This is a genomic window from Nostoc sp. UIC 10607, from assembly GCF_047228265.1.
GTDB classification, from domain to species: Bacteria; Cyanobacteriota; Cyanobacteriia; order Cyanobacteriales; family Nostocaceae; genus Nostoc; species Nostoc foliaceum_A.
In genome coordinates this window covers 42,241-60,521 of record NZ_JBIQNW010000030.1, presented here as the reverse complement: position 1 = coordinate 60,521, position 18,281 = coordinate 42,241, and the positions used below count along the sequence as shown (strand labels likewise).

16 protein-coding genes are annotated in these 18,281 nt (G+C 42.6%); 11 read left to right on the top strand and 5 right to left on the bottom strand.

Annotated elements, in window-relative coordinates; translation table 11 throughout:
* Positions 1-134 precede the first annotated feature (134 nt).
* Both ACEYW6_RS22485 and rpoD read left to right on the top strand, forming a co-directional pair.
* Positions 135-782 carry a fasciclin domain-containing protein gene (locus ACEYW6_RS22485; RefSeq protein ID WP_412981503.1) on the top strand — a complete coding sequence of 216 codons (648 nt, stop codon included), beginning with the start codon at positions 135-137 and terminating at the stop codon, positions 780-782.
* Between the two features lie 1,539 nt (positions 783-2,321).
* Positions 2,322-3,491: an RNA polymerase sigma factor RpoD gene (rpoD, locus tag ACEYW6_RS22480; protein WP_012412585.1), complete on the top strand. Its 1,170-nt coding sequence runs from the start codon at positions 2,322-2,324 to the stop codon at positions 3,489-3,491.
* A 136-nt stretch (positions 3,492-3,627) separates the two neighbouring features.
* Here rpoD and ACEYW6_RS22475 read toward each other — a convergent pair whose 3' ends face one another.
* Entirely contained in the window at positions 3,628-3,813 is a 186-nt protein-coding gene (locus tag ACEYW6_RS22475) for a chlorophyll a/b-binding protein (protein WP_412981502.1), read from the bottom strand.
* 600 nt (positions 3,814-4,413) lie between these two features.
* Positions 4,414-6,936 carry a DNA gyrase subunit A gene (gyrA, locus tag ACEYW6_RS22470; RefSeq protein ID WP_412981501.1) on the bottom strand — a complete coding sequence of 841 codons (2,523 nt, stop codon included), beginning with the start codon at positions 6,934-6,936 and terminating at the stop codon, positions 4,414-4,416.
* 326 nt (positions 6,937-7,262) lie between these two features.
* Between gyrA and ACEYW6_RS22465 the strand changes: the two genes are divergently transcribed.
* Entirely contained in the window at positions 7,263-7,667 is a 405-nt protein-coding gene (locus ACEYW6_RS22465; RefSeq protein WP_094353192.1) for a response regulator, read from the top strand.
* A 200-nt stretch (positions 7,668-7,867) separates the two neighbouring features.
* On the opposite strand, the gene ACEYW6_RS22460 is transcribed toward ACEYW6_RS22465, so the two are convergent.
* Positions 7,868-8,755, bottom strand: coding sequence for a tetratricopeptide repeat protein (locus ACEYW6_RS22460; RefSeq protein WP_412981500.1), 888 nt, complete (start codon positions 8,753-8,755; stop codon positions 7,868-7,870).
* Positions 8,756-8,900: 145 nt separating this feature from the next.
* Between ACEYW6_RS22460 and ACEYW6_RS22455 the strand changes: the two genes are divergently transcribed.
* The 8 genes from ACEYW6_RS22455 (at position 8,901) to ACEYW6_RS22420 (ending at position 17,275) form a co-directional block, all read left to right on the top strand.
* On the top strand, positions 8,901-9,527 hold the full coding sequence (locus ACEYW6_RS22455) for a TetR/AcrR family transcriptional regulator (protein WP_412981499.1): 627 nt from the start codon (positions 8,901-8,903) through the stop codon (positions 9,525-9,527).
* 261 nt (positions 9,528-9,788) lie between these two features.
* The gene (locus ACEYW6_RS22450) at positions 9,789-10,343 is read left to right on the top strand and encodes a hypothetical protein (RefSeq protein WP_412981498.1); all 555 of its coding nucleotides are present in this window, start codon (positions 9,789-9,791) and stop codon (positions 10,341-10,343) included.
* A 102-nt stretch (positions 10,344-10,445) separates the two neighbouring features.
* Positions 10,446-12,011: an efflux RND transporter periplasmic adaptor subunit gene (locus ACEYW6_RS22445; RefSeq protein WP_412981497.1), complete on the top strand. Its 1,566-nt coding sequence runs from the start codon at positions 10,446-10,448 to the stop codon at positions 12,009-12,011.
* Positions 12,012-12,033: 22 nt separating this feature from the next.
* Positions 12,034-13,314, top strand: a complete 1,281-nt coding sequence (locus ACEYW6_RS22440) for an ABC transporter permease (protein ID WP_412981496.1) — start codon at positions 12,034-12,036, stop codon at positions 13,312-13,314.
* A 68-nt stretch (positions 13,315-13,382) separates the two neighbouring features.
* Positions 13,383-14,054: an ABC transporter ATP-binding protein gene (locus ACEYW6_RS22435; protein WP_277926718.1), complete on the top strand. Its 672-nt coding sequence runs from the start codon at positions 13,383-13,385 to the stop codon at positions 14,052-14,054.
* A 117-nt stretch (positions 14,055-14,171) separates the two neighbouring features.
* A complete protein-coding gene (locus tag ACEYW6_RS22430) occupies positions 14,172-15,608 on the top strand; it encodes a TolC family protein (protein WP_412981495.1) in 1,437 nt (478 codons plus the stop codon).
* 134 nt (positions 15,609-15,742) lie between these two features.
* Entirely contained in the window at positions 15,743-16,519 is a 777-nt protein-coding gene (locus ACEYW6_RS22425; protein WP_412981494.1) for a class I SAM-dependent methyltransferase, read from the top strand.
* A gap of 75 nt (positions 16,520-16,594) precedes the next feature.
* The gene (locus tag ACEYW6_RS22420) at positions 16,595-17,275 is read left to right on the top strand and encodes a Uma2 family endonuclease (RefSeq protein ID WP_412981493.1); all 681 of its coding nucleotides are present in this window, start codon (positions 16,595-16,597) and stop codon (positions 17,273-17,275) included.
* 137 nt (positions 17,276-17,412) lie between these two features.
* Here the strand turns inward: ACEYW6_RS22420 and ACEYW6_RS22415 are convergent, their stop codons facing one another.
* Both ACEYW6_RS22415 and ACEYW6_RS22410 read right to left on the bottom strand, forming a co-directional pair.
* On the bottom strand, positions 17,413-17,709 hold the full coding sequence (locus ACEYW6_RS22415) for a hypothetical protein (protein ID WP_190890431.1): 297 nt from the start codon (positions 17,707-17,709) through the stop codon (positions 17,413-17,415).
* 28 nt (positions 17,710-17,737) lie between these two features.
* Complete coding sequence (locus ACEYW6_RS22410) at positions 17,738-18,205, bottom strand: VOC family protein (RefSeq protein ID WP_190890434.1); 468 nt, start codon at positions 18,203-18,205, stop codon at positions 17,738-17,740.
* Between the last annotated feature and the right edge of the window lie 76 nt (positions 18,206-18,281).

Below are 18,281 nucleotides of genomic sequence, written 5' to 3'. Positions count from 1 at the left end.
AAACTAGGAAATAGATAAGTTTTTGTATTAATATTTTTCAGACTACAAACTATGTCGTTAGATGAGTGACTATATCCATAAATTCATTAACTATTGTTAATAATTCCCTATTTAATTGGATTCGACACAAAGCTATGAAAGCGAGCAAAGGCATAGTACGAAAAGCATTGTTCAATATTATTGGCATAGGTAGTTTGGTTGCTCTGTCTGCCTGCGCTCAACCTGTCACAGAAACTCCCACCGCAACTGTTCCTCCCGTTGCCCAAACCCCCATAACAACTGTCCCTCCCGTCACGCCAACTCCTAACAGCACAACTGCAACCCAAAATTTAGCAGAACTGGCAAAGTCCGCAGCTAGTCAAGGACAGTTTAAAACTCTCATCCAAGCAGTGCAAGCTGCGGGCTTAACTGAACAATTGGTTGCACCAGGCCCTTACACAGTATTTGCTCCTACTGACGCCGCTTTCTCTGCTTTACCAAAAGCTACTTTAGACCAACTCTTACAGCCAGCAAACAAACAACAATTAGTCAGGCTTATAGCCTACCATGCTATACCTGGGGGAATTACCTCCCAGCAATTGACTTCTGGACAAGTTAAAACAGTTGAGGGTAATCCCGTTAAAATCACGGTTGATCGTGCTAGCAATTCAATCACAGTCAACAACGCTAAAGTGACTCAGCCAGACATCCCAGCTAGCAATGGCATCGTTCATGTAGTTGACCAGGTACTTCTGCCACCTAATTTTCCCGCAAGTTTAAACACCACCCCAACACCACGGTAGTTCAAGCATTGCTCATAGTTTCCAGCTTTCGCTAGGGGTAGACTTGAAAGCCACCCTGGCTTTTAACTAGACGCTAACAATCAATTAAAAAAATTTAGGTTGACCTACTACTTGTGTGGTAGGTCAGTACTACATAACTACAAAAATTCTAAATTTTTCAGTTGGCAAATATACATATAATTTGCTTCTTGTCAACATTTTACAAAAGTTCAATCTTCTAGTGTTAGCTAAACTACCAACTTTTTTGGAAATTTAGTTAAGATAATAATCTTTGCAGTGACTGGTTGATTCATTTCGCCCACCACCTAAAAACACATTTGTTATGCTTTAAGAAAATAACTGAATCTCATCTATCAAACAGCAATTAATAAGTATCTTGAGGATTTCTCATAATAAGATGACAGAAGCTTACCGAAATAAAAGTATTGAAGTTTACAACATACTTACGCAAGCAAAGTTTGTAACCAAATCATCAGACAATCTTCTGGGTTATCTTTGTTCGAGGTAATGCCTACTGGAAGCAGACACCAACTGGCAGCAAACTTGTTAATATCTTCATGTACTGCCGTGGAGATCGCTATTGTATCGTATGTATCTAATGAACTTTTGCCTTAAATAAGACTATACTGGCGAGTTCGCAGGACAAATTGTTTTTGAATTGATTAAAATATCCTTGTATACAATAAGAAAAGTTTGTCAAGTTTCATAGGGCTGAAATCGCCACAGTGCGCTAACGTGTGAATAAGACCGAATTAGTTCAACCTAAATTGATCTGCTATCAGGTCGATTCCGCCCCAGCCTCAACTCCTCAGTTAAGGTAATTAGTCTGCGGAAGGTTAACTGCTTTAAGGCAAGCACCACCACCCTTGTTGTATTTACCCAAGGTTAAGACCCGGTTTAGTCTAAGGAATGCGTAATTTGTGAAGGAAATGTAAAAATGGGTAGATTAAGACGAATTGTCTGAGTTAACATAAAATGCACTCTTCCTAAGTAATTAATGTTGTGTAAAATACATGAAATTCGGCAAAAGCAAACGTACTTACTTTGTAATGTAATAAGCAGGTCACTGCAATTCCGAAAAGTGGAGAAAAATTTAAGGGTATAACTCCCGTTTTTAATATCTTTTTGGTAATAGTGGCTAATAATTGCTTTAGAAGATCATGATTAATACACAAAAAGAGTGCAATTTCTGTGAAACAGGCTACAATCGGAAGAGTCTTTATAGGAAAATCTGCCAACAGTCTGAATTCATTAGTATAGAGTGGCAAATTTTTTGATAAAGGCGAGTCTTTTTTTTGACCAGTTAGTTGAAAGCAGTGTGTGATAGCAACACATATAACATTTACTAAGATGAGCAAGTCACTTTTAGTAATGGCTTAAACTAAAGTAAAAAACCCTCCAACTGGAGGTTTAAAACGCCCGAAAATATATCTGGCAAATCTGCCAAAAAGATTATTTTCGGTTGACAAATAGCTCGTTTAAAAGAGCAGTAAACACATCTTGAGTAATTGATTCTGCAAGGAGCATGAGGAACGCGGCATGAACCAGGCTAACAACGTACTCGAAAGCATATATCAGCCTGACCTAGAAATAATGAATCAGCCTGAGCTCGAGTTAGAAGAACTCTTAATAGACGATGAAGAGGACTTGCTGATCATCGATGAAGGTGACGATGAATTTTTAGAGCCTCAGTCTGATGAGGACGACGCAAAGTCTGGAAAAGCCGCTAAATCGCGTCGTCGGACACAAAGCAAGAAAAAGCACTATACCGAAGATTCAATTCGGCTTTACTTGCAAGAAATTGGTAGAATTCGTCTGTTGCGGGCAGACGAAGAAATTGAATTGGCGCGGAAAATAGCCGATTTACTGGAATTAGAGAGAGTACGCGAAAGACTTTCAGAACAGTTGGATCGCGATCCTCGAGATAGCGAATGGGCAGAAGCAGTACAACTGCCACTACCAGCTTTTCGTTATCGCCTCCATGTTGGTCGCAGGGCGAAAGACAAGATGGTGCAATCTAACCTCCGTCTTGTAGTTTCAATTGCTAAGAAGTACATGAATCGTGGTTTGTCGTTCCAGGACTTAATTCAGGAAGGCAGTCTCGGTTTGATTCGTGCCGCTGAAAAGTTTGACCACGAAAAAGGTTATAAGTTTTCTACATACGCTACATGGTGGATTCGTCAAGCAATTACCCGCGCGATCGCAGATCAATCCCGCACAATTCGCCTTCCAGTTCACCTATACGAAACCATCTCTCGGATTAAGAAAACTACCAAGTTACTGTCTCAAGAAATGGGTCGTAAACCAACTGAAGAAGAAATCGCTACTCGGATGGAAATGACCATTGAGAAGTTGCGTTTTATTGCTAAGTCTGCCCAGTTGCCTATTTCATTAGAAACGCCTATTGGTAAAGAAGAAGATTCTCGATTGGGCGATTTTATTGAATCCGATGGTGAAACGCCAGAAGACCAAGTTTCCAAAAATCTTCTGCGCGAAGACCTCGAAAAAGTCCTTGACAGTCTCAGTCCTCGTGAACGCGATGTTCTCAGACTGCGTTACGGCTTGGACGATGGTCGGATGAAGACCCTTGAAGAAATCGGGCAGATTTTCAACGTTACCCGCGAACGCATTCGTCAAATTGAGGCGAAGGCACTCCGCAAGTTACGCCATCCAAATCGTAACAGCGTTCTCAAGGAATATATTCGGTAGTCAATTCGTCATTGGTCATTAGTGAATAAACAAAGCACAACTGACAAATGATAAATGATAAGTGACAAATAAAAAACCTGGTAGTGAATTAGCACTCCAGGTTTTTTTATTTATAGGTCATCTTAGATATTAAAACTTACAGGATGCCCCAAAAGTGTAGAAAGCCTTGTCCAGAAAAAACCTCAACCAAAATTGCTGCTGAAAAGCCGATCATTGCCAAACGACCGTTCCAAATTTCTGCTTGTGGGGTAAAGCCCCAGCGCCAAGCGTTGCGATCTTCAATTACAGGATTAGTAACTTTTGTTGTGGTTGCATTTGTCATGGTTGAGACTCCAAACTTAATTTTTAAGGTTTATTGCCTTATGTAAACTAATATAACAAATATTTTTATAAAGGCAACATTATTTATACTTTTGTTTCCATATCTTGACATAAACAGAGATAGCTATTTATACAGATTAAAACATCAGCCTTCAGTTAGATTTACTGAGTGTTACATGAATTTTTATCGTCAGAGACAATCTTATTTTTATTGAGAGCAATTATCAAATATTGATTTGTATTGCTTTATTTTCAATAAGTTTATTATTTTGCGATGAAAAATTAGAGATATGTATAGTCAAAAATACTTAAAAATATGGATGAAACAAAATGCAAAACTTTTGTTTCATAGGTGGATGGCAATACGGTTCGGTTAAGGGAAGAGACGGGGATTTATCGCGTTTTTGTGATCTATGATTTTCATCAAAAAACCTTGTCCGAACCGTATTGAGGTGGATGGTGCTTAAATAAGCACCATCCACCTCAATATTTTCTGCCGCCAATTCGGGAGGCGGCAGCCTCTAAAAAGGCATTCCCAGCCGGAGACTGGGAACGAGGTAAACCTAGAAGAATACCTACAAGAATAGAAACTCACCTTGATTTACGATCGCACTTCGGCAACGGTGATGATTTTTTCATCGCGGTTGAGTTGGAGAATGCTTTCACCTTTCACATCTCTACCTAAAATAGGCACTGTTTCCACAGGTATCCGCACTACCCGTTCTTTATTCGTCACCAAAGCTACCTCGCCAGAGGCGTTGGCGTAGCCCGCCGAAGGCATCGCTATGACCATACCAGCTAGGTTGTCAGTTTTACTGGCAAATTTCAGCGCTTGCGTGCCTAAATCACCGCGATTAGCCGCTCTCAACTGACTCGCAGCCATCCGCTTGGCATATCCTTCTTGAGTAACTAGCAGCAGTTGGTCATCTTTACCGACAGTGACACAGCCAACCATTTGCTGATTTTTCAATAACCGAAATGCTTGTAAACCCATCGCAGTGCGACCCATGATCGGTAATTGTTCATCATTGACTGCAAAGCGCAACACTCGCCCACCTGAACTAGCTAAAATCAGATGCTCCCCTGGAGCGTTGAACTGGGTAAATGACAATTCATCATCGTCTTTGAGCTTCAAAATGGTGATTCCGCGTCGAGTCAAGTTAGTAAATTCTCCCAGAGACAGACGCTTAATCCGTCCCTGTTTTGTTAGGAGAATCATCTGCTTAGTTTCGAGATTTTCCGGCAGTAAAAAGCGGCTGACCACAGCTTCTTGAGCACCTTGAGCAGTACTACTAAGCATAGTAATCAAAGGTTTTCCCCGTGGAGAACGTCCAGTGGTGGGAGGAATTTCTCCCACCTTCACAGGATAGACTTTGCCACCACCGCTTAGTATTAGCAAGTCTTTTTCTGTGTCAGTTAAAACAGTTTGGATAATGAAGTCATTATCATGCAGACCATTTTCACCTTTTGACTTTCTCCCAGATGGCTGGGTGCGACGGACATAACCTCGTTGGGTAAATTCTAAAACCGCTTCCTCTGCCGGTTCAGAAGATTTAAGTTCCTCTTCTTCCTCTACTCCTTGTCTTTTTTTACCCTTGTCCTCTTGTATTCTTGTATCAGTGCTGGTGGGTGCTAGCTTGGTACGCCGGGGATCGCTGTACTTGCGCTTGAGCGATCGCAAATCTTTTTTCAGCGCCTTGAGCAATTCCCGGCGATCGTTCAGTAACCGCTCCAACAAGCCAATTTGTTCACTTAGCTGCTCAAATTCCTGCTGCAAATTTTGCTGTTCTAAACTGGTGAGGCGACGCAACGGCATAGCCAGAATTGCATCTCCTTGTACCTCACTCAAATCTAGTCGGCTACAAAGGTTAATTTTTGCCGTACTTCCATCGGGAGCTTGCCGCAAAATTTCAATTACTTGATCCAAATTAGATAGTGCTTTGAGTAAACCTTCTACCAAATGCACACGACTTTGGGCCTTACCCAACTCGTAATTGTAGCGACGGTTGAGTGTCTCTTCTCGGAAACTCAAAAACTCTTGCAACAGTTGACGCAAACTTAACTGTCGGGGTTGTCCATTCACTATTGCTAAGAGAATCGCCCCAAAAGTCATTTGCAAAGCAGTTTGGTGATACAAATGCTGGAGAACTTCTTGGGGATTGGTATCGCGTTTGAGTTCAATTACCACCCGCATCCCTTCGCGATCGCTCTCATCCCGAAGATCAGAAATTCCTTGCAAGCGTCCTTGATTTACTAAGTCGGCTACCTTCTCAATCCAGGCAGCCTTATTCACTTGATATGGCAATTCTGTAATGATAATTGCCGTCCGTCGCTTGCTTCCCCTCGCGGCTGGAATTTCCTCCAGAGTTGCGACTCCCCGCACTAGAATTCCACCTTTACCTGTGGTGTATGCTTCCCGAATTCCCGCCTCACCAACTATTTCTCCACCAGTGGGAAAGTCTGGCCCTGGAATTAGTTCAAATAATTTTTCATCTGGCAAATCTGGATTGTCGATTAAGGCAATTAACCCATCGACAACTTCCCCCAAGTTGTGTGGTGGAACATTCGTTGCCATTCCCACGGCAATACCAGAACAGCCATTGAGCAACAGAAACGGCAATTGAGCAGGTAGCACCGTTGGTTCTTGCTGGGAATTATCAAAGTTCCCGACAAATTCCACAGTCTCTTCGCCAATTTCTGTCAGCATTCCCTCATGACTGATGGGTGCGAGGCGCGTTTCTGTGTAACGCATCGCCGCTGGCGGGTCATTATCGACGCTGCCAAAGTTACCGTGTCCTGCTAGTAAAGGATAGCGGCTAGAAAAATCCTGCACCAGCCTGACTAAAGCATCGTAAACTGATTGGTCGCCGTGAGGATGGTATTTACCCAACACATCACCCACTACGCGGGCACATTTTCGATAGGGTCTATCTGGTACTAAACCGAGTTCGTGCATTGCATACAAAATGCGACGATGCACTGGTTTTAAGCCATCACGCACGTCTGGTAGCGCTCGCCCGACAATCACGCTCATGGCATATTCTAGATAAGACCGTTGCATCTCGGTGTGCAGGGCTGTTGTAATTACCTGTCCCGTTGAGAGAAGGTTTAACTGTTTTGCCATGAGTTTTTTCCCTGAAATTTAACTACACTAAAGCCGGCGGAACTCAATATTGCAGCAACCACAGCATAACGGATGAAATGGGATTCCTAACAAAATATTGACAGTCATAAAAGAAAAAGCAGTAGTATCATCCTTGATGACAAGGATGTACATTCACTATTAAAAAGGAAACAGATAGCAGGTAGCTATTTTAATCGAATGATAATCTGCTGCACACTTAATTTGTATAGACTCCATAGCCAGGATACTTGCCATGACTGCACTTTCTCATTTTGAATTTTGAATTGCCTAATCCCCTTACCTCTACCTCTATAACTAAAATTCTCATGAAAACTGTTTTAATTGTCGAAGACGATCTAATTAATGCTCGTGTTTTTTCCAAAATTTTGTCCAAGCGTGGCGGCTTGGGTGTGAAACACACTGAAAATGTCGAAGAAGTAATAAAAATTGCCCAATCAGGAGAAGCCGACCTGATTTTGATGGATGTTTCCCTGTCTAGAAGCGTTTACCAAGGTAAATCTGTTGATGGAATCAAAATTACACAAATGTTAAAATCTGATCCAAAAACAGCAAATTTACCTGTTATTTTGGTGACGGCACATGCTATGGAAGGCGATCGCGAGAACTTTCTCAAACAAAGCGGCGCTGATGGCTACATTTCTAAACCAGTTGTTGACCATCAACAGTTTGTTGACCAAATCATCGCACTTCTACCCACAGATGAACACTGAGAATTGACGACTTATTTCAGGAATACTCGCCCGCAAATGTTTTTGAGCGACTAATTCCTGTCTTTAGTTAGTATAGATGTACTACGAAAAGGTACTGTTAGGCAAGTGGTAATAAGAAAGTTATGAGTTATGAGTGCTGAGTTATGAGTTGAAATATTGACTTTTAACTCCTAACTCCCAACTCGTAACTCCTAACTCTATTATTGGGTAGGCTGTTTTTCAGGGGCTGATAATGAGTTTTCTCGTTGCTGTAGGGCTGCTTGAATACGGGGTAATTCTAGGAATTTTTTCGTATCAGACAGTAGGCGATCGCCCCAGAGATTTTCTTTGAGAAAATCCAAATTAGCATAGCGCGAATCGATACGGAGTGCGGCTTCTCCCAAGGTTAGTCCTTGTTGGCGCTCGCCTTTAGTATACAGTGCCACTGCCAAGGCCAATAAAGGTTCTGCCGCTTGCTTATCAAGGGTTACAGCAGATTGCCATCGCTTAATTGCTCCGGGGATATCACCCTGTTCGTAGTTGATTAAGCCAATATTGTTAAGGGCTGGCCAGAATTTTTTATCTTGGGAAACGGCTTTATCGTACTGTGCGATCGCATCTGGCAATCGACCCAGCAGATAGTAAGCATTACCCAAATTAAACAACCCTTCTGGATCATTGGGTTTTAACTTCAAACCATCTTGGTAATTGACAACAGCTGCTTGGTAATTTTTCTGCTGAAAATTTGCTGAACCCAAAGCAAACAAAATATCACCATTTTTGGGGTTGATAGATTGCGCTTTTTTCAGGCTAGCGATCGCCCCGTCAAACTCTTTAGTTTGTAGTTGCAATCCACCTAAGAGCAACCACACTTTATCATTCTTAGGAGCCAGTTGACTAGCCAGCCGCGCTCGTGGCAAAGCTAATTCAACCTGTTGAAACTGAGCTAGTTGAGCCGCCTCTTGTGCCAAGCTCAACCCCTGTTTCTCTAACTTTGTACCATCTAGTTGCAGTGTATGGGGTATTAATGCCTGCGCGTTAGCGGCTTTTGGCATACTCCACAAACTACAAACCATTAGAAAAGAAATCAAACGAACATGTTTAGGCACACTACCGCCTTTAAGCCACTAATCAAAGAATCTTTCAGCTAGCTTAAACGATCTCCGCTGTTGACGGCAGCAAAATCTTACGTCATTAGTTCTTGACATCCCCATAATAAAAGCAATATATTAATAAGTAATCACTTACTTATTTATGGCTCGTATACCCAGAATCACCAATCAGCAAATCTTAGAAGCAGCCCGTCAAGTTTTCCTACAACAAGGATTTGGTGCTTCAACCTTAGAAATTGCTCAACAGGCTGGTATTTCTGAAGCTTCAATTTTCAAGCGATTCTCAACCAAAGAAGAATTATTTTTTGCAGCGATGGGAATTCCAGAAAAACCCCTCTGGGTGAACGAGTTGGAATCTCTTTGTGGCAAAGGCAATCTCAAAGAAAACCTAATCAATATTTGTCTCCAGATTATGGAATTCCATCGTGAGGCGCTGCCTCTAATCATGATGCTGCGATCGCGAGGCAATGCGCTCCCACAACTTGGAGGTAAAGAACCAGGGCCCATGCGAGATGTCAAAGTACTGACTGCTTTCCTAGAGCATGAGATCAACCAAGGCCGGCTTCGCCTTTGCGATCCCCAGACAGTGGCTCATATCTTACTAGGATCGCTGATGAACTACGTTTTCTTAGAGCAGATATCGTCTCAAGTCAGTACATCAACTACCGAATTACCATTAAATTCTGGAGATCGTGCCACAGAAGTATCACTATTTGTCCAGAGTCTTGTGGATATTGTCTGGCAAGGAATTGCACCAAGCCAGGATTAAATCAAAGGGGTTAGGTATTTATTGGCCATTAATTATTCTCCCTTACCCCCTCTGCTCGCCACTCCCCATTAAAAAAATTGGTGACTTTGGTCATACATCAGCGTGGAATTACTAGTGACTTTCGTCATACATCGGTTTGAACTTTTTGATCAATAATTATTATGTATGAATTTATACGATGAGGTAAATATTAAACACTTTGATGTGCTGAATTCAAACCTCAGCAAAATAGAACTTCAATGCAAATAAGGAGTCAATTCTATGTTGAAACCAAACCGTGTATCAATAGTCTTAGCTGCTGCTGCTGCCCTGGTCATTGTCCCTACTCTCTTGACTGCGCCTGCAAGTGCCCAGACGAAAGTCTACGTTGTTGGCGATCGCGATCAAAATTGGGATCGCGACGGCAGACGCAACTATAGAGAACGTAGAAACCCCAGAGACAGGGGTAATTGGAACCGTAACGGCAGACCCTATCCTGGAGAAGTCAGAAACCCTGGAAACTGGGGCAATTGGAACCGTAACGGCAGACCCTATCCCGGAGAAGTCAGAAACCCTGGAAACCAAGGCAATTGGAACCGTGACAACCAACCCTATAGCAGAGTAGTCAGACTTGGTAATGGTGACATTAGATATCCCAATGGGCAAATTATTCCTGCTAGATCCATAGTCAGACTGCGTAATCAAGGTTATTTTAGACTTCCCAACGGGGACATTCTTCTTCCCAATCAGGAAATTGTTCCATCTGGGAGATTAGTGAGAGTGCGTGATGATTACTTCAGACTTCCTAGTGGATTGGTACTGCAAATAAACCTTTAAAACACCAAAAACTCAAAATTATTGTCAGTATAGGGCTACCAGGCTATAGTTTTAGCCGTGAATAACTAGCTCGGTAGCCGTTCTTTATAGACAAATTTAGATATGAAAATTGATACATCAGATGCCGTAGATTCACCAATTTTAGTTCCAGAGGTAAAGAAAAAAAAGGGCAGGCGTAATTGGCTCTCTTGGCTAATTGCCCTTTGCCTTTTAGGGGGAATTGGCTATGCAGTTTATTACCAAGTAGCCGTTGTTTCCCGTCAAGAAGCCAGAGGTCGGGTGCTGACAAGACCTGTAGAAAGGCAGAGTTTAACAATCACAGTTTCAGCGAACGGAACGGTGAAGCCTGAGCGGTCAATCAACCTCAGCCCGAAAAATTCAGGCATCTTGAAAACACTGCTGGCAAAGGAAGGGGATCTCGTCAAACAAGGACAGATTGTAGCTTACATGGATGATTCCAACCTCCGGGGGCAACTCACCTCTGCTCAAGGACAATTGGCACAAGCCGAGGCAAATCTGCAAAAGGCGATCGCAGGTAATCGCCCTCAAGATATTGCTCAAGCCCAAGGAGTATTAGACGAAGCCCAGGCGAATCTGCAAAAGGTACAAGCAGGCAATCGCTCTCAAGATATTGCCCAAGCACGGGCACGCTTGCAAAGCGCTCAAGCCTCCCTTCGCCAAGCAGAAGATGATTTGGTTCGTAATCAGCAACTTTACAATGCAGGTGGTATTTCCCTTCAGACTCTTAACCAAAACCGTGCCAATCGTGACAGCGCTCAAGCTAGTGTAAATGAAGCACAGCAAGCACTGGCTCTGCAACAAGCCGGGTCACGTCCAGAAGATATTGAGCAAGCACGAGCTGTGGTGAAGCAAAGACAGCAAGCTTTAGCACTTGTGAAAGCCGGAACGCGCCAAGAAGATATTGACGCAGCCCGCGCCCAGGTAACATCTGCTCGCGGTTCGCTGCAAAACATCCAAGCCGAAATCAATGACACAATTATTCGCGCACCTTTCGATGGTGTGGTGACAAAGAAGTTTGCTGATCCAGGCGCTTTCGTGACACCCACAACTGCCAGTAGTGAAGTAGCTTCTTCTTCTTCTTCTTCAATCTTGTCTCTAGCTTCAACCAATGAAGTTGTCGCAAGTTTAGCGGAAACAAATATTTCCAGAATCAGCCTTGGTCAAAAAGTTTCGATTAAAGCAGATGCCTACCCAGGAAAAACCTTTGAAGGTAAAGTCAGTCAAATCGCTGCCCAAGCAATAGTAGAGCAAAACGTCACCAGTTTTGAAGTGAGAGTATCACTTTCAGACCCTCAAAGGCTACTCCGATCTGGAATGAATGTGGAAGTAGATTTTCAAGTCGGTCAAGTTGAAAATGTTCTAGTAGTACCAACAGCCTCAGTTGTGCGCCAAAACAATGCCACAGGTGTGTTTGTGGCTGGAGCTGATAACAAACCTGTGTTTACTCGCATTGAGACTGGCGTTACCGTGAATAACTTTACCGAAGTTAAGTCTGGATTGACAGGAAACGAGAGAGTATTACTCAGTTTTCCACCAGGATCACGTCCGCAATCAACACCACGAGGAGGAGTTTTTCCTGGTTTAGGAGGAGGCGGAGGAAGAGGAGCCGGTGGCGGCGGAGGTCGTTCAGGCGGTGGTTCCCCTTAAAGTTAGTTGTAAATAAAACCTTATGTTTAAGATATTTAGCGGCTCTTATAAAGCTAAGAATACCCGCACAGTACCGTTGTTGGAAATTTTGACAATGGCGGCAGAGACTCTGTGGAGTAACAAATTACGCACAGGTTTAACTATGTTGGGCGTGATTATTGGGATTTCTTCAGTCATTGCCATTACTTCTGTCGGTCAGGGAGTGCAAAAGGGGGTTGAGCAACAGATACAAGCATTGGGTACAGATGTGATCCAAATCTTGGCGGGTGCGGCAAGAAGCGGGAATGTCCGTCAAGGAGTAGGTTCTAGCAGTACTTTGACTTGGGAAGATGCAAAGGCGATCGCTACACAAGCGCCATCAGCACAGATGGTTTCTGCTTATCTCCAACGGAGTGCCCAAGTTGTATATGGGGGACAGAATACCTCAACAACCATTTATGGCACAGATTTGAACTACCCAGAAGTCAGAAATACTCACCCCCAACAAGGAAGATATTTTACTCAAGAAGAACTAGATACTGTCGCACAGGTAGCTATTCTTGGCCCTACAGTCCAAAGAACACTTTTTGGACAGAGTGCCAATGTCCTCGGCGAGAGAATTCGCATTCAGGGAGAGGCTTATGAAGTAATTGGGGTGATGGAACCTAAAGGTTCTCAGGGGCCAATGGATCGAGATGACCAGATTTTCATTCCTCTAACTAGTATGTCGAAGAGACTAGTTGGGAACAATGCCCTGGTAGGCGTTTCTGTAAATGGAATTTTAGTCAAAGGTGCTAATCAGGAGCAATTAGAAGCCGCTCAGTTTCAAGTCACCAATCTCTTACGGTTGCGTCACAACATTTATCCGCCACAAGCTGATGATTTTCGACTGACCAATCAAGCTGATATTGTTAGTACCTTCACTAATGTTGTGGGTTTGTTTACAGTCATGGTGGTAGCGATCGCTGGAATTTCATTAGTGGTTGGTGGAATTGGTATTGCCAACATTATGCTGGTTTCCGTGGTTGAGCGGACGCGAGAAATCGGGATTCGCAAAGCCGTAGGAGCCACCAATTCTGCAATCCTGAATCAATTTTTAGCCGAAGCGATCGTAATTTCCATTGCTGGTGGAGGTATTGGTATGGCCACTGGCGTTTTATTAGCCTTTATAGCTGCAAGCACTTTCAAATTTCCCTTTGTCATTTCTTTCTTGTCGATCATTGCTGGATTTGGACTCTCATTGAGCGTTGGCTTACTAGCTGGGGTGATTCCAGCACGAAACGCATCTAAATTAGATCCAATCACTGCTTTAAGAAGCGACTAAATAATTCGTAATTCGTAATTCGTAATTCGTAATTCTTGTACAGACGCGATTAATCGCGTCTCTCTACTATGCCAACAATGATCTGGATGGAATCTATTACTAAAACTTACTACTTGGGAGAAGTTAGTGTTCCAATACTCAAAGGAATTGAACTCTCTATTGAAGAAGGGGAATATGTCTCGATTATGGGTGCATCAGGTTCGGGTAAATCCACGCTCATGAATATTTTGGGATGTCTGGATCGTCCTACTACTGGAGACTATATTTTTGAAGGCAGAAACCTGACGACTTTTGATGATGATGAATTAGCCTATATTCGCAACCAAAGGATAGGTTTTGTTTTCCAACAATTTAACCTATTGGCGCGAGCGACAGCGCTGGAAAACGTTATGTTGCCAATGGTTTACGCTAATTTACCCAAACCAAAACGCCGTCAAAGGGCATTAGAAGCCTTGGAAAAGGTAGGACTAGAGGGACGCATATCTAACCGCCCTAGTCAACTATCTGGGGGACAACAACAACGAGTAGCGATCGCTCGCGCTTTGGTCAACCGACCTGCATTAGTTTTGGCAGATGAGCCAACAGGAGCTTTAGATACTGAAACTTCCCATGAGGTAATGAGTTTGCTGACAGAACTTAATGACCAAGGGATCACGATTGTGATTGTCACTCATGAACCAGATATCGCGGCTCAAACCAAAAGGATTATTCGAGTTCAAGATGGCTTGATTGTAGGCTAATTTGTTAAGATCAACCCTTTGAGGGGGAATTTAAGATTGAAATTTCTGTAGGTTAATCAGGATATAAAACTCTTGATGTATCCTCAAAAAAACCTAATTAATGACTACATTTAGATTATGAATTTCAGTTTATTATTTGTGCATTCTACCTGGGTGAGCGTAGCATTGGCGGTAGCTTTGCCGTCAGGCATCGCTATTCTTTTTCCAACTTTAGCAAGTGCAGCAACTCCCCCAAAACCCCAGAATTCCTCAAACTCTGTACAGGTTCCCGATTACCTCAACCCCAATCCCAATCCTCTGCAATTTCCTACAAAACCGGAGGAAGTAAAGATTCAGGGAACTGTGCCAATCAGTTTGGCACAAGCTTTAGAACTAGCAAAACGCAACAATCGAGACTTACAGGTAGCCATATTAGAGCTAGAACGCAGTCGCTCGTCGCTACGCGAGTCTCAAGCTGCCTTATTTCCTACTCTTGGTATTAACAGTAGTTTGACTAACAGTGGTAATGGTTTTACTAGCAGTTCATCTCCAGCCAGCACCTCTTTCAATGGTTCAGCACAACTGAATTATGACCTCTATACTTCTGGGAACCGACAAGCTACTATCCAAGCCGCAAAGGAACAGCTAAGGATAGATGAATTAGATGTTGAGAGTACATCTTTGGAAATCGAACTGAATGTCACCACTGAATATTACGATTTGCTAGAAGCAGATGAACAAGCACGAATTAATCAGTCTGCCGTGGATAATGCCCAGGCTAGTTTGCGGGATACTCAAGCGAGAGAACAGGCTGGAGTGGGTACGCGGTTCGATGTGCTGCAAGCTCAGGTGAATTTAGCAAACGCCCAACAAGAACTGACTAATGCTATCTCACAGCAAGAAATCGCCCGTCGTCGGTTAGCAACTCGGTTAAGTTTGGCACAGTCGGTTAATATCACTGCGGCAGATCCGGTACAGTTAGCCGGTCTTTGGCAGCCAACAGTAGAAGAAACTATTGTACTAGCTCTTCAAAATCGTCCAGAATTGCAACAGCAATTAGCACAACGTAACATTGGTGAGCAACAGCGACGACAAGCACTTTCACAGCTAGGGCCACAAATTAGTTTGGTAGGTAACTACAATCTGCTAGATCGGTATGATGATGGTGTCAGCATTACTGATGGCTATTCAGTGGGAATTCAAGGAAATCTCAGTTTGTTTGATGGGGGAGCAGCAAGAGCAAGGGCGGCTCAGTCGAGAGCTAATATTGCGATCGCAGAGACTCAATTTGGTAGCCAGCGCGACCTAATTCGCTTTGATGTAGAACAGTACTATTCTCAATTGCAAGCCAATTTAAATAATGTGCAGACTTCTAGCGTGGCTTTAAATCAAGCCAAGGAAGCTCTGAATTTAGCAAGGCTGAGGTTCCAAGCTGGTGTGGGTACTCAAACAGAGGTGATCTCTGCTGAAAATGACCTGACAAGAGCAGAAGGTAATCGAGTCACAGCTATTTTGGATTACAATCGCGCTCTAGCTAATTTGCAAAGATCAGTCACTTCCAGGGCTTCGCGCTAAGGTCAAATTAATAAATAAATTCAAGTTGCTCGACGTTTTTAGATAGAAACGGATTGGTATCCCCCGCAATTTGATCCACATCAAGAATTAAGATGAATGGGTATAACTGAGATTTTCTTAAAATACAAAAAAAGATGAGTTATAATCACAAGCTTAAAATCCTACCTTTTATAGTAATTTTCCTGTTAATGCTTGAATGCTTGCTGGTTAAGCCAACTGCCATAGCAAGAGCAGATTCTCCATCCACCACAGTTTACGAACAACGGATAATTCATAGTCCAGATGGTATTGGCAAATACTACATGGGGCGAGAAATTGCCAAAGTTATGGGATATACAGGCGCAGGCTGGCTAGAACGACAAAGCCGAGAGGTGGAGGAACAGCCAAGTAAAATAGTCAGCCTCCTTAACCTTAAATCTAACGATGTAGTAGCAGATATTGGCGCTGGTACAGGTTACTTGAGCTTTCGCATTGCGCCGTTATTAACAAGAGGTAAAGTCTTGGCTGTAGATATTCAGCCAGAAATGTTAGAAATCATTGAGTTGTTCAAAAAAGAGAAAAGTATCACCAATGTTGAGCCTGTTTTCGCAACCCTTAGCAACCCCAACTTACCATCTGAAAGTATCGATTTGGCGTTGATTGTAGATGCTTACCATGAACTTGAGTATCCCCAAGAAGTGATGCAAGGAATTGTGAAAGGACTTAAAGCAGGTGGTCGGGTAGTGCTGGTTGAGTACCGAGGTGAAAATCCCTTTATTATGATTAAACGTCTGCACAAGATGACTCAAAAGCAAGTCCGCAAAGAAATGCAAGCGGTTGGTTTGGTTTGGCGTGAAACCAAAAATTTGTTACCCCAACAGCATTTAATGGTATTTGAGAAACCTAATTCTAACGATTCTTTGACAAGATGAAACTTGGGCAGTAGATCACAAAAAAATATGTACCAAGCCATAATAAAGTAAGACTCCTTGCCAGAGCAGAAAATCATGGTTAACCTATCACTCAAGCAGCGAATTCCTCCTTTAGAAAATGGCGATCACCTCACTCGCTACGAATTTGAGCGACGCTATCAAGCAATGCCCCGTCATCAAAAGGCAGAATTAATTGAAGGAGTTGTATACTTGGCATCCCCTTTACGCTTTGAAAGTCATGCTGAACCACATGGTCATACAATCACTTGGTTAGGAGTTTATGAAGCATCAACCCCTGGTGTGAGATTAGGAATTGAGCCAACAGTCCGCTTAGATAGAGACAATGAACCGCAACCTGATGGGGTGCTATTAATAACACCAGCAGCTAGAGGACAATCTCGTTTTAGTGATGATGATTACATCAAAGGTGCGCCAGAACTCGTAATAGAGATAGCAGCTAGCAGCGTTGCTATTGATTTACATGACAAGAAAAAAGTCTATGGTCGTAATGGGGTAAAAGAATACATTATTTGGCAAGTATTTGAAAATAATTTAAATTGGTTTAGCCTGCAACAAGGAGAATATGTGTCCTTAGAAGTGGACGCAGATGGAATTATCAAAAGTCAAGTATTTCCTGGTTTGTGGTTATCAAGGTCGGATTTACTTGCTGGCAATATGCAGCAAGTATTGGCTGTGTTGCAGTTGGGATTAAATTCGCCAGAACATCAAATATTTGTGCAGCAGTTGTCTGATTAATTCGTAATTCGTAATTTACTAAGAGAAGATAGGTAGCTACTCTTAAATAAGGAATGATTTTTTATTATCTCCTTAAATGAATTTGGTTACTCTAGACTATTAATTACGAATTATTCGGTTACAGCAATTTTTTAGCATCAGTCTATTTTTTGGGGAATTAGACTGGCATTTTTGGTTGCACTATCCCAAACAATCCAGCTAATAGAATTATCTAAATCATCGGGGCTATTTGAAACTTTGAAATATAGCTTTTCTAAGCCTTTAGTTTCAATGGCAAAGTCGGCATTTTGAGCATAAACAACTATAAAACCTTTGTCTCGCAAACAATACATCGCCCAGGCTTTCAATGATTGCTTGTATGGTTCGTGTGGAATTGGTGGTTTTGTGATTGTGTCTTCAATTACTTTAAATATTTGCGTGATTTTTGCGGACATAGTAGATACTTTTGTTATTACCCCTAAGTTAACTGGCTTCTGGATCGCAACGAATTTCAATCATAAAGCCATCTGGATCGTAAAAATACACTCCTCTACCAGTAGGACGAGTGACTGGGCCATGTGCGATCGCTATTTTATTTTCTCTGATTACTGTCACCGCTTGCTCGAATAACTGCGGATCTATATCAAAAGCCAGATGGTATGCTCTGGTGAAAGTCTTCTCTGGATTGGGATCTGGTGGTGATAATTCTGGTTCCCCAAATAAATCCAAGACCGTACCATCCGGGGTGATGAAGTTGGCTACTTTTCCAGAAGCAACTAGTTCCACCAGGGTTGCGGGTACTTCATCGCCTGTCAGTTCATGCAAACCCAGGATTGTGCCATAAAAGTAGCGGGAAGCTTGCATATCCTGGACGTTGAGGGCAATGTGATGCACTTTACGCAGATTTCCCGGCGCAAGGACACTGTTCACAGATTGGGTGCTAGATAGCATAGTAGAACCAAATCTCTTTACTAGGATAGAAGTTGAACTTTTTCTTAAAGTTTACTATTCCTAAATAAAAATCTAT

Bases quoted from the DNA above. Each gene is read 5' to 3' on its own strand.
- ACEYW6_RS22485 (WP_412981503.1), top strand. From the start codon at position 135: ATGAAAGCGAGCAAAGGCATAGTACGAAAAGCATTGTTCAATATTATT.
- rpoD (WP_012412585.1), top strand. From the start codon at position 2,322: ATGAACCAGGCTAACAACGTACTCGAAAGCATATATCAGCCTGACCTA.
- ACEYW6_RS22475 (WP_412981502.1), bottom strand. From the start codon at position 3,813: ATGACAAATGCAACCACAACAAAAGTTACTAATCCTGTAATTGAAGAT.
- gyrA (WP_412981501.1), bottom strand. From the start codon at position 6,936: ATGGCAAAACAGTTAAACCTTCTCTCAACGGGACAGGTAATTACAACA.
- ACEYW6_RS22465 (WP_094353192.1), top strand. From the start codon at position 7,263: ATGAAAACTGTTTTAATTGTCGAAGACGATCTAATTAATGCTCGTGTT.
- ACEYW6_RS22455 (WP_412981499.1), top strand. From the start codon at position 8,901: ATGGCTCGTATACCCAGAATCACCAATCAGCAAATCTTAGAAGCAGCC.
- ACEYW6_RS22450 (WP_412981498.1), top strand. From the start codon at position 9,789: ATGTTGAAACCAAACCGTGTATCAATAGTCTTAGCTGCTGCTGCTGCC.
- ACEYW6_RS22445 (WP_412981497.1), top strand. From the start codon at position 10,446: ATGAAAATTGATACATCAGATGCCGTAGATTCACCAATTTTAGTTCCA.
- ACEYW6_RS22440 (WP_412981496.1), top strand. From the start codon at position 12,034: ATGTTTAAGATATTTAGCGGCTCTTATAAAGCTAAGAATACCCGCACA.
- ACEYW6_RS22435 (WP_277926718.1), top strand. From the start codon at position 13,383: ATGCCAACAATGATCTGGATGGAATCTATTACTAAAACTTACTACTTG.
- ACEYW6_RS22430 (WP_412981495.1), top strand. From the start codon at position 14,172: ATGAATTTCAGTTTATTATTTGTGCATTCTACCTGGGTGAGCGTAGCA.
- ACEYW6_RS22425 (WP_412981494.1), top strand. From the start codon at position 15,743: ATGAGTTATAATCACAAGCTTAAAATCCTACCTTTTATAGTAATTTTC.
- ACEYW6_RS22420 (WP_412981493.1), top strand. From the start codon at position 16,595: ATGGTTAACCTATCACTCAAGCAGCGAATTCCTCCTTTAGAAAATGGC.
- ACEYW6_RS22415 (WP_190890431.1), bottom strand. From the start codon at position 17,709: ATGTCCGCAAAAATCACGCAAATATTTAAAGTAATTGAAGACACAATC.
- ACEYW6_RS22410 (WP_190890434.1), bottom strand. From the start codon at position 18,205: ATGCTATCTAGCACCCAATCTGTGAACAGTGTCCTTGCGCCGGGAAAT.